Annotated in this window: 2 protein-coding genes; both read left to right on the top strand. The window is 31.9% G+C overall.

Annotated features, from left to right (window positions below; genetic code table 11):
* Positions 1-1,029 (top strand): sensor histidine kinase (locus EGI22_RS15430; RefSeq protein WP_255069332.1); only part of this gene is annotated, 1,029 nt, incomplete at its 5' end.
* 3 nt (positions 1,030-1,032) lie between these two features.
* On the top strand, positions 1,033-1,960 hold a 928-nt coding region (locus EGI22_RS15425), incomplete at its 3' end, for a hypothetical protein (protein WP_255069331.1).

Raw genomic sequence — 1,960 nt, 5'->3', positions numbered from 1 at the left:
GGTTTCGCTGTAATTGTAATATTTTTTCAGATAATTAATGCTGATTTAGGTGGAATTCTTGGTTTTTTTCTACTTGTTTTTTCTAGGTTTCTTGTACTAAGGTTGTCGATTACCACCTATCTAAGTGGTAATAAATCTTTCGTAATTGTGATTGCAGGCTTAATAGTATTTTGGGTTCTTTCTGCCGTTTTAATATTGTTTGGCACAAGCTACTTTTTGAATATGAAAATAAATTCATCCTTTAGCATAAAGGATTTAGTTTTTCTGGCTTGTAATTGGTCAATACCCATATCTATGTTAATTTATATATCTCGTGAATTTGGTAATAATAGCATCAATTTAGAAAGAAAGTTAATTGAAGTCCAACAACTCTCTCTCGAAAAACAGGAAACTCTCCAAAAACAAAACGCCGAACTACAAGCCGCTCTTCTGAAAGGACAAACCATCGAACGCCAACGAGTTGCTGCCGATTTGCACGATAATCTCGGCTCAACACTTTCGGCTCTTTGGCTGAATGTCGATATGATTGACAAATCAAAGATGAATACCGAAGAAAAGGAAATTCATCAAAACCTCAGAGAAAACCTCGAAAAAGCCTATAATGATGTGCGTTTGTTGTCGCATAATCTCTTGCCCGAAGAATTTGAGAAACAAGGGCTTGTACCAACTCTTCAAGGTTTTGTACGAAAAATAAGCAAAAATTCAAAAATTCGTTTCGATTTACAAATTGATGAAGGTTTTGGCCGAGTTGATAATAAAATTGAGTTTGAACTTTACAGTATATGCCTCGAATTGGTCAATAATATCGTCAAACACTCAAAAGCCACCGAAGCTAAAATTGAACTTTCTCGTACTGAAAGGCAGATTTCACTAAAAGTTTCTGACAATGGAATTGGTACTTTTGACAATGAAAGCGATGGCAAAGGAATGAAAAATGTAAAAGCAAGAGTGGAGTCGTTGAATGGAACTTGGGACTTAGTATCAAAAGAAAATGAAGGGACAAACTCACAAATAAATATTCCAATTTAGGCTATGAAAAAACTACTGATATTTAGTTTATTGACTATCTATCATTTAGACGTTTATGCCCAAAATGAGGTTTTTCGCATTGATAGCATATCGCAGCAAAGAATTTTGCTTGATAAAGGTGGGGAAAAAAAATCTGAAGTAGTCAATCCTGATTCTAACTTTAGGAAAAGAAATGATCAATTTTCCAAATCAACACAAGATTCAAATGTTGGTCAAGGAGCCTTAATGTTGACTATTTTAAATATAGGTTTTTTTCTAGTATTATCAATAATACATTTTTGTTTATTTTTAGTTTATAAAAAACAAAAAGCTAATTTTTTCTTTTTTATTGCTGCAATCTCAGCAGTTATTTCAAGTAGCTTTTATTCATTTTCCTTGTTTAATATTGATCCTAATATTACTAATGCAGACCAGAATACTCTTCCAACAATTTTCACAACAATTTCTTCGACATTTCTTTTTATTGCAATTCATAGCCTAAACAATATAAGGAAAAATATTTTTTTTTGGTTAATATTGGGTTTCGCTGTAATTGTAATATTTTTTCAGATAATTAATGCTGATTTAGGTGGAATTCTTGGTTTTTTTCTACTTGTTTTTTCTAGGTTTCTTGTACTAAGGTTGTCGATTACCACCTATCTAAGTGGTAATAAATCTTTCGTAATTGTGATTGCAGGCTTAATAGTATTTTGGGTTCTTTCTGCCGTTTTAATATTGTTTGGCACAAGCTACTTTTTGAATATGAAAATAAATTCATCCTTTAGCATAAAGGATTTAGTTTTTCTGGCTTGTAATTGGTCAATACCCATATCTATGTTAATTTATATATCTCGTGAATTTGGTAATAATAGCATCAATTTAGAAAGAAAGTTAATTGAAGTCCAACAACTCTCTCTCGAAAAACAGGAAACTCTCCAAAAACAAAACGCCG

Source organism: Lacihabitans sp. LS3-19, assembly GCF_024343575.1.
Lineage (GTDB): Bacteria > Bacteroidota > Bacteroidia > Cytophagales > Spirosomataceae > Leadbetterella.
Note: the sequence above shows the minus strand (reverse complement) of the source record. Positions and strands in the feature narration are given on the sequence as shown.